The organism is Micromonospora sp. CPCC 206060, assembly GCF_036906895.1.
GTDB lineage: Bacteria > Actinomycetota > Actinomycetes > Mycobacteriales > Micromonosporaceae > Micromonospora.
In genome coordinates, this window is sequence record NZ_JBAKHU010000130.1 from 1 (window position 1) to 6,987 (window position 6,987).

Consider the following 6,987-nt stretch of genomic DNA (forward strand, 5'->3'; position numbering starts at 1 on the left):
ACCATGATCCAACCCGAACGACCCAGGTCAAGCCGACCCGCCGACGAGCACCTGACCAGTCACCGCCGCCGAACCTCATCGATGCACTCGACAAGCGATGAAAAATTTACTTACGCAGAGGTGTGTCTGGGTGGGAATGGATTGGATCGGTGATTGTTCTGAGGTTGTTGCAGGTGGGGTGAATTTGTAGGCAGTGAGGGGTGGCGATTTTCATCGCCACCCCTCACTGTTGCTTGGTGACGTAGACGCCTCGGCCGGGTTGGCCGTACACCAGTCCCTGTGCCTTGAGGTGGATCATGGTGAAGCGGATCACCGTCTCGCTCACCTCGTAGATCTCGCAGAGTTGGCGCGTGCTGGGCAGTTTGTCGCCTGGCTTGAGGACGCCGGACTCGATCTGGCGCGCGATGTCGGTGGCGATCTGTTGGTACAGCGGCTCGGCCATTCGTAGTCCTCCCTGCGTCCAGAGACAACACGCAACGCCTCGGACAGAGGAGCACGGGGTATCGCCAGCACACCGGGTACTGATCGCCACGGCGTTGACCCTGGCCCGGCGGCACCGACCGGTCTGGTCCTGGCAGCGTTGGCGGCGGGTCTGCCGCTGCGGCAACGAGCTGCCCTGCCAGGCCCGGCACCGCATCCCGATCAACCGGGGCCACTGGCCGCAGGCGTCGCAGTCGCAGCCGGAGTGGCGCCGGTGACCAGCCACGGCCCCGTACTCCCGATCTGGCACTGCGGCGGCTGCGGCGCACCCTGGCCCTGCCGGACCCGCCGCTCCGAGCTGCGGGCCGAGTACGACAGTGCCCCGGTCTCGCTCGCCCGCTACCTCGGCGCGCAGCTTGTGGCAGCGTCCCAGGATCTGCCGTGGGTACCCGCCGGGGATCTGCACCGTCGGTTCCTCGGCTGGCTGCGGTGAACCGTCGTGTCCCCGTACCCGGGGATGTGGTCCTGGTCGGCGCGGCGGCGAGCGTGCAGTTCGGCGGCTCGCGGGGGTTGCGGCTGCGGGTCAGCGCCGTCGGCACCGCGCCGACCTACCACGGCTGGTGCTGGCTCACCGGCTACGTCCTCGACGCGGCCGGCGATGCCGTTGACAAGCGTGAGGTGTACGTCCAGATTGCCGGCCTGCGGATCGTGCCCCGCCCGCCTCGGTGACTATTGGATCCGTCTCGGAGCGGACCGCACCTGCTGGACCGTGGTGCGCTGTCGGGTACCGGCCCGGCGGCCGGTCGCCGCTCAGGCGTCGACGGGGTGGGCGTGCTCGACCAGCTGACGGGGCGGCCGGGTCCGGGCGGTGAGGCTCTTCTTGCGGTACATCGCCGCATCCGCCCGGCAGAGCGCCTCGGCCAGGGGGACCGGGCTGGTGATCGGGGCCAGCCCGACCGAGGCGCCGACCCGCAGGGTGAGACTGTCCAGTTTGATCGGCGCGCCCACGGCCTCGGCCAACTGTCGGGCCACCCGGTCGATCCAGCGCCGGTCCGGTCCGGGACAGTGCAGCAACCCGGCGAACTCGTCCCCGCCGAGTCGGGCGATCAGGTTGTCACCGGCGAAGACGGCGAACCGCTGGGCCACGGTGACCAGGACGTGGTCACCTGCGGCGTGCCCGAACCGGTCGTTGATCTGCTTGAAGTCGTTGAGGTCGAGTACCACGGCGGTGAGGGGGCGGTGGTCCGGGTCGGCCAGCAGCGCCGATCCGATCCGGAAGAAGGCGCGGCGGTTGGGTAGCCCGGTGAGCGGGTCGTGGCTGGCTGCGTGCCGCTCCGCCACCAGCTCCCGGCGCAGGTTGACCAACTCGGCCTCGGCGCGTAGCGCCCGGCGTCGCATGTGCCATCCGGTGGTGGCGGCGGTGACGGCGGCGGCTCCGGCGATGAGCGTCAGAGGCTCCGGCATCGTACCTCCCCCGTCACTCTGCGTAGCCTTTGGTGGCCCGGTCGCCGCCCCCGCGCGCCCGGGCGCGGCGGCCGTCTGGCCGCTGTTTTCCCAGTTGAGAGGCCGTTTGGCGGTCACTCATCGTGCGTAGGTGAATACCCTTGCACGTGCGTTATCATGCTCGCTGTCCGGTGCAGATGCAATAGCAGATGCACGTGCAGATGCACCACGCTGGATCGCGCGCGGTCGCCATGCCGACTCCCGGGCCTCCTCGAACCGCCACAGGCTTTGGAGAACAGACACCGATGAAGCAGCCACCCAACGGCGTCTCCACCACCGAGCTGCCACCACTGGCCTGGCAGAAGAGTCGCCGCAGCAACCCCAGCGGCAACTGTGTCGAGCTGGCTGAGCTGCCTGGCGGGGCGGGCATCGCCGTCCGCAACTCGCGCCACCCGGAGGGTCCCGCGCTCATCTACACCGTCGACGAGATCGCCGCCTTCGTGCTCGGCGTGCGGGACGGCGATTTCGATCACCTGATCACCTGATCGCCTGACCGCCCCGACCGGCCGAACGGCGAGGGCCGGTCGTCCGCTTCGTCTCACTGTCAGCTCATGGCATGCTTACACGTCAGTCAGGGAGCCTCCCCTACCTGACTGGGCTGCATGGAGGTCCGCGCGTGATGACCGTACAACCGGAGACCGGACCGGCCACCGGGCCGACAGTGCTGCGGATGCTGCTCGGCTCCCAGCTGCGTCGGCTCCGCGAGTCCCAGGGGGTGACCCGGGAGAGCGCCGGCTGGGAGATCCGCTCCTCGGAGTCCAAGATCAGCCGGATGGAACTGGGCCGGGTCGGCTTCAAGGAGCGCGACGTCGCGGACCTGCTCACGCTGTACGGCGTCATCGATCCGGACGAACGCGAAGCACTGCTCGGGCTGGCCCGCGAGGCCAACAGCCCCGGCTGGTGGCACCGGTACGGCGACGTGCTGCCCAACTGGTTCCAGTCCTACCTGGGCCTGGAAGCGGCGGCGTCGCTGATCCGCACCTACGAGGTGCAGTTCGTACCGGGGCTACTGCAGAGCCGGGAGTACGCCCGGGCCGTGGTGCTCCTCGGGCACGGCCGGGCCCCGGCCGGCGAGATCGACCGCCGGGTCAACCTGCGGATGAAACGACAGGAGCTGCTCACCCGCCCGGACGCACCACAGTTGTGGGCGGTGGTCGACGAGTCCGTGCTGCGCCGTCCCATCGGCGGGCCACGGGTCATGCGCGACCAGATCGAGACGCTGATCGAGGCCACCCGGCTGCCCAACGTCCGGCTCCAGGTGATCCCCTTCTCCGCAGGTGGACATGCCGCCGCCGGTACCGCGTTCACCATCCTGCGCTTCCCGGATGCCGACCTGCCCGACATCGTCTACATCGAACAGCTCACCAGTGCGCTCTACCTCGACAAACGCGACGACGTCGACCACTACGCGGTGGCCATGGAGCGGGTGTGCGTGGAGGCCGACCCGCCGGAGCGTACGCCGGGGATCCTGCGCCGGATCCTCGCCGACCTGGACAGCTGACGGCTCCGGCCGGCGCGGCGGGTCGTTCGTCCGTTACTGTCGCCCGCCCACCACCAGCCAGGGGAGTCCCCTGCGCAGACAGCACACTACGATGAGGCACCGTACGGCGACAGTGGACGGTCAGCGCGCCGTAGGTGACCCGGGAGGCAATGGTGAACAGCGAAGAATCCGGGACACAGGCCGGTACCCACCCGGCGGCCCGGATCGACACCTCCGTCCCGCACCCGGCCCGGCGGTACAACTACTGGCTCGGCGGCAAGGACAACTTCCAGGCCGACCGGGAGTCCGGGGACGCCATCGCCGCCGCCTTCCCCACCATCCGGCTCGCCGCTCGGGAGAACCGTAACTTCCTGCGTCGCGCCGTCACGTACCTGACCAGGGAGGCCGGCATCCGGCAGTTCCTGGACATCGGCACCGGCATCCCGACCGCCGACAACACCCACGAGGTAGCCCAGTCGATCGCCCCGGAAAGCCGGGTGGTCTACGTCGACAACGACCCGATCGTGCTGGCCCACGCCCGGGCCCTGCTCACCAGCTCCCCCGCGGGGGCCACCGCCTACATCGACGCCGACCTGCGGGACGTGGACACCATCTTGGGCCACCCGGACCTGCTGCGCACCATCGACCTGAACCAGCCGGTGGCGTTGATGCTGGTGGCCATCCTGCACTTCGTCCACGACCGGGACGACCCGTACACGATCGTCAACCGCCTGCTGGACGCCCTGCCGGCCGGCAGCTACCTGGTCGCCTCGCACGCCACCGACGACTACCTGCCGCCGCACATCGCGGCTGCGGCGCGGGAGAGCGCCAACGCCGAGGGCGAACACGGGGTGATCATCCTGCGCAGCCGGGAGGAGTTCGCCCAGTTCCTCGACCGGCCCGGGCTGACCATGATCGAGCCGGGGATCGCGTCGGTCGCGCACTGGCGGGCGGAGCACGAACCCCAGCCCCGGCCCACCGCCGCCGAGGCCGGCATCCACGCCGCCGTCGCCCGCAAACACTGACCGTCGTACCCCCTCTACACCCTCGCCGACCGAGCAGGCAGACTCGCCATTATGTCGCCGTTCACCCCGCAGTTGCGGCTGCACGACCGGTACGTCCTGCGCGAGCGCATCGGCTCGGGCGGGATGTCCGAGGTGTGGTACGCCGATGACGACGTACTGCACCGTCCCGTGGCGGTCAAGGTGCTCGCCTCGCCCCTGGCGAGCGATCCGGCGCTGCGCGCGGTCATCCAGCGGGAGGCACGCGCCGCCGCCCGGCTCACCCATCCGCACATCACCCAGGTCTACGACTTCGGCGAGGCCGCCCTGCCCGGCGGGGTACTGGTGCCCTACCTGGTCATGGAGCTGGTGCAGGGCCGCACCCTGGCCGACCGGCTGACCGCCGGCCCGTTGCCGTGGCGGGACGTGGCGGCGCTCGGCGCCCAGGTGGCCGGGGCGCTTGCCGCCGCGCACGCCATCGGGGTGGTGCACCGCGACATCAAACCGGCCAACGTGATGCTGACCGCCACCGGGGCGAAGGTGCTCGACTTCGGGATAGCCGCCCTCACGGTGCCAGGCGGTCACCGGGGCGACACCGGTCCGCTGATGGGTACCCCCGCCTACACCGCCCCGGAGCGTCTCGGCGCCGGCCCGCCGGACCCCGCCAGCGACGTCTACGCGCTCGGCGTGCTGCTCTACGTCAGCCTCACCGGGCGTCTCCCGCTGCCCGGCGAGACCTGGGCCGACGCGATCGCCGTCCAGCGCGCCGGTACGCCGGTCCCGCCGCTGGACGTGCCGGGCCTGCCCGCCCGGACCGCCGCCCTGGTGACGGCCTGCCTGGCCACCGACCCGGCCCGTCGACCGACGGCTGACGACCTGGCCCGCCGGCTCACCGAGGCACCCCGGCAGGACCCGCCGACCGCGCTGCTGCCGAAGATCCCCGCCGCGCCCCAGTCGCCCACCCTGATCGACCGGTCGGCGCCGCCGCTGGTGGCCGCCGTCCCGCAGCCCGGCCGTGGCCGTCGACCGCTGTTGGTCGGTGGTGCGGCCGCCGCCGTGCTCGCGGTCGTCCTCGTGGTCGCCGCGTTTGCCAACGGGACGGACCCCGACCCGCCCGGTCCCGGGGCCGGCGCTCCGGCCAGCAGCGCGCCCGCCGCCCCGGAGACCACCCCGGCGGATCCCGACCCCACCACCGCGCGTCCCGTACCCACCACGCCCCGGCAGATCCTCGACGCCTTCGACACCGTCATCGACGAGGCGGAGGCAGCCGGTCAGATCACCGCCGGAGCGGCGGACCGGTTGCGTGACCGGGTCAAGGCGGTCCGCGAGAAACTCGACGGCAAGCCGAAGGAACTCCGCAGGAAGCTCCTCGAGCTGCGCCGGGAGGTGACCCGGTCCGACCTGCCGGACAGCGTCCGGCAACGGCTCGCCGAGTTGATGAACCCACTCAACGTCTCCGGGGACGACAGCGACGACTCCGACGACTCCGACGATTGAGGTGTAAGGAAGGGCCCCTTCTTAACGCTTTCGGTAGAGCAAGGGCCCCTTCTTAACACTCCAGCGCCTCAGGCTCAGGACACCCGCACCGGGTCGCCGACCCTGATCGATCCGGGTCGGACGACCTGGGCGTACGCGCCGACGCACGGCTGCGGGCCGAGTTCCGGTACCGGTGCCACCCGGTTGTGTCGCGCGGCGATCCGCAGTGCGTCGAGATCAGCCGGAACGGACCCGTGGGCGAGGGTCGGGACGGCGCAGCGTGGGGTGGGGGCGACGATGCGGAGGAGAAGCGTGTCGCCGATCTCCACGTCCCGCCCCACCCACTCGTTCTCCACAAACCCGTCGTTGCCGGTCCGGATCACCAGGTTGGGTCGATACCGGACGGGGGCCACCGGGTGTCCGGTACCGAGTGCCGCGAGGCGGTCCAGGCTGGCCGAGGTGACCAGGTGGATCGGCGCGAAGTCGAAGAACGTGCCCTCGGGTGCGGCGCCGGCCAGGCCGCTCGGCTCCACCCCCCCCGATGGACTCCACATCACCGTCGCGCAGCAACTCGTCCGGCCGGGCCCGATCCAGGGTGGCGGCGGCAGGAGGAACGGTGACCAGCCGTACCGGTTGGCCGAGCAGCGCCGACAGCCGGGTTTCGGCCTCCGGGTCGTCGGTGTGTGCCGTCGTGCCATCCGGGAGGGTCATCCGTACGCTGCCAGCGTCGGTCACCGTGGCCTGGAGGCGGAGCAGGTCACGCCAGAGCCGGGGATGTTTGGCGCTGGCCACCTTACCGGTCTCGCGGTGTACGAGGGCGAAGCGCCGGTCTCCGGTGAGACCTCGTACCGTCACCTCGCTTGCGCTGACCTCCTCGCCCAGCATCGACTTGACCGGGTACCGCCACAGCTGTTCCACCACACCGTCGTTGTCTGCCACGACCACGAATTATGCGCACGGTCGTACCCGGTGGTGTCGGTCGCGTCGGATGTCCGGTTCGGGGCGGGGCCCGGTGGGGAATGGTGGCGGGTCGGGGGTCGTTGTGTATCGGGTACGACCGAGGAAGCGTCCGCGCTGGTCAGTGAGCGTGGGTGTGGGTCGCCGGGA

The 6,987-nt window shown here is 70.7% G+C and carries 10 protein-coding genes and 1 pseudogene; 7 read left to right on the forward strand and 4 right to left on the reverse strand.

Features of this window, described 5'->3' with window-relative positions:
- Positions 1 to 223: 223 nt before the first annotated feature.
- The gene (locus tag V6U90_RS31935; RefSeq protein ID WP_334444661.1) at positions 224 to 442 is read right to left on the reverse strand and encodes a winged helix-turn-helix domain-containing protein; all 219 of its coding nucleotides are present in this window, start codon (positions 440 to 442) and stop codon (positions 224 to 226) included.
- Between the two features lie 94 nt (positions 443 to 536).
- Between V6U90_RS31935 and V6U90_RS31940 the strand changes: the two genes are divergently transcribed.
- The 3 genes from V6U90_RS31940 to V6U90_RS31950 are packed head-to-tail and all read left to right on the forward strand — an operon-like array spanning position 537 to position 1,149.
- Positions 537 to 698 (forward strand): hypothetical protein, encoded by a 162-nt coding sequence (locus tag V6U90_RS31940; RefSeq protein WP_334444663.1) that lies wholly within the window; start codon positions 537 to 539, stop codon positions 696 to 698.
- Entirely contained in the window at positions 695 to 913 is a 219-nt protein-coding gene (locus tag V6U90_RS31945; protein ID WP_334444665.1) for a hypothetical protein, read from the forward strand. Before V6U90_RS31940 ends, V6U90_RS31945 begins: the two co-directional genes overlap by 4 nt.
- Entirely contained in the window at positions 910 to 1,149 is a 240-nt protein-coding gene (locus V6U90_RS31950; protein WP_334444667.1) for a hypothetical protein, read from the forward strand. The genes V6U90_RS31945 and V6U90_RS31950 overlap by 4 nt, the downstream gene beginning before the upstream one ends.
- 81 nt (positions 1,150 to 1,230) lie before the next feature.
- On the opposite strand, the gene V6U90_RS31955 is transcribed toward V6U90_RS31950, so the two are convergent.
- Entirely contained in the window at positions 1,231 to 1,884 is a 654-nt protein-coding gene (locus V6U90_RS31955; RefSeq protein ID WP_334444669.1) for a GGDEF domain-containing protein, read from the reverse strand.
- A 284-nt stretch (positions 1,885 to 2,168) separates the two neighbouring features.
- Between V6U90_RS31955 and V6U90_RS31960 the strand changes: the two genes are divergently transcribed.
- The 4 genes from V6U90_RS31960 (at position 2,169) to V6U90_RS31975 (ending at position 5,901) form a co-directional block, all read left to right on the forward strand.
- Positions 2,169 to 2,408: a DUF397 domain-containing protein gene (locus V6U90_RS31960; RefSeq protein ID WP_334444671.1), complete on the forward strand. Its 240-nt coding sequence runs from the start codon at positions 2,169 to 2,171 to the stop codon at positions 2,406 to 2,408.
- A 134-nt stretch (positions 2,409 to 2,542) separates the two neighbouring features.
- Positions 2,543 to 3,424, forward strand: a complete 882-nt coding sequence (locus tag V6U90_RS31965; protein WP_442933711.1) for a helix-turn-helix domain-containing protein — start codon at positions 2,543 to 2,545, stop codon at positions 3,422 to 3,424.
- A 149-nt stretch (positions 3,425 to 3,573) separates the two neighbouring features.
- A complete protein-coding gene (locus V6U90_RS31970; protein ID WP_334444679.1) occupies positions 3,574 to 4,428 on the forward strand; it encodes an SAM-dependent methyltransferase in 855 nt (284 codons plus the stop codon).
- A 51-nt stretch (positions 4,429 to 4,479) separates the two neighbouring features.
- Positions 4,480 to 5,901: a protein kinase domain-containing protein gene (locus V6U90_RS31975; protein WP_334444675.1), complete on the forward strand. Its 1,422-nt coding sequence runs from the start codon at positions 4,480 to 4,482 to the stop codon at positions 5,899 to 5,901.
- A gap of 74 nt (positions 5,902 to 5,975) precedes the next feature.
- Here the strand turns inward: V6U90_RS31975 and V6U90_RS31980 are convergent, their stop codons facing one another.
- Both V6U90_RS31980 and V6U90_RS34115 read right to left on the reverse strand, forming a co-directional pair.
- Positions 5,976 to 6,413 carry an MOSC domain-containing protein gene (locus tag V6U90_RS31980; RefSeq protein ID WP_334444677.1) on the reverse strand — a complete coding sequence of 146 codons (438 nt, stop codon included), beginning with the start codon at positions 6,411 to 6,413 and terminating at the stop codon, positions 5,976 to 5,978.
- Between the two features lie 202 nt (positions 6,414 to 6,615).
- Positions 6,616 to 6,765 (reverse strand): annotated as a pseudogene (locus V6U90_RS34115) (MOSC N-terminal beta barrel domain-containing protein); the annotation flags it as partial.
- Between the last annotated feature and the right edge of the window lie 222 nt (positions 6,766 to 6,987).

What these genes read in the sequence shown, in the direction of transcription:
- V6U90_RS31935 (WP_334444661.1), bottom strand. Translation starts at nt 442, where the DNA reads ATGGCCGAGCCGCTGTACCAACAGATCGCCACCGACATCGCGCGCCAG.
- V6U90_RS31955 (WP_334444669.1), bottom strand. Translation starts at nt 1,884, where the DNA reads ATGCCGGAGCCTCTGACGCTCATCGCCGGAGCCGCCGCCGTCACCGCC.
- V6U90_RS31960 (WP_334444671.1), top strand. Translation starts at nt 2,169, where the DNA reads ATGAAGCAGCCACCCAACGGCGTCTCCACCACCGAGCTGCCACCACTG.
- V6U90_RS31965 (WP_442933711.1), top strand. Translation starts at nt 2,543, where the DNA reads ATGACCGTACAACCGGAGACCGGACCGGCCACCGGGCCGACAGTGCTG.
- V6U90_RS31970 (WP_334444679.1), top strand. Translation starts at nt 3,574, where the DNA reads ATGGTGAACAGCGAAGAATCCGGGACACAGGCCGGTACCCACCCGGCG.
- V6U90_RS31975 (WP_334444675.1), top strand. Translation starts at nt 4,480, where the DNA reads ATGTCGCCGTTCACCCCGCAGTTGCGGCTGCACGACCGGTACGTCCTG.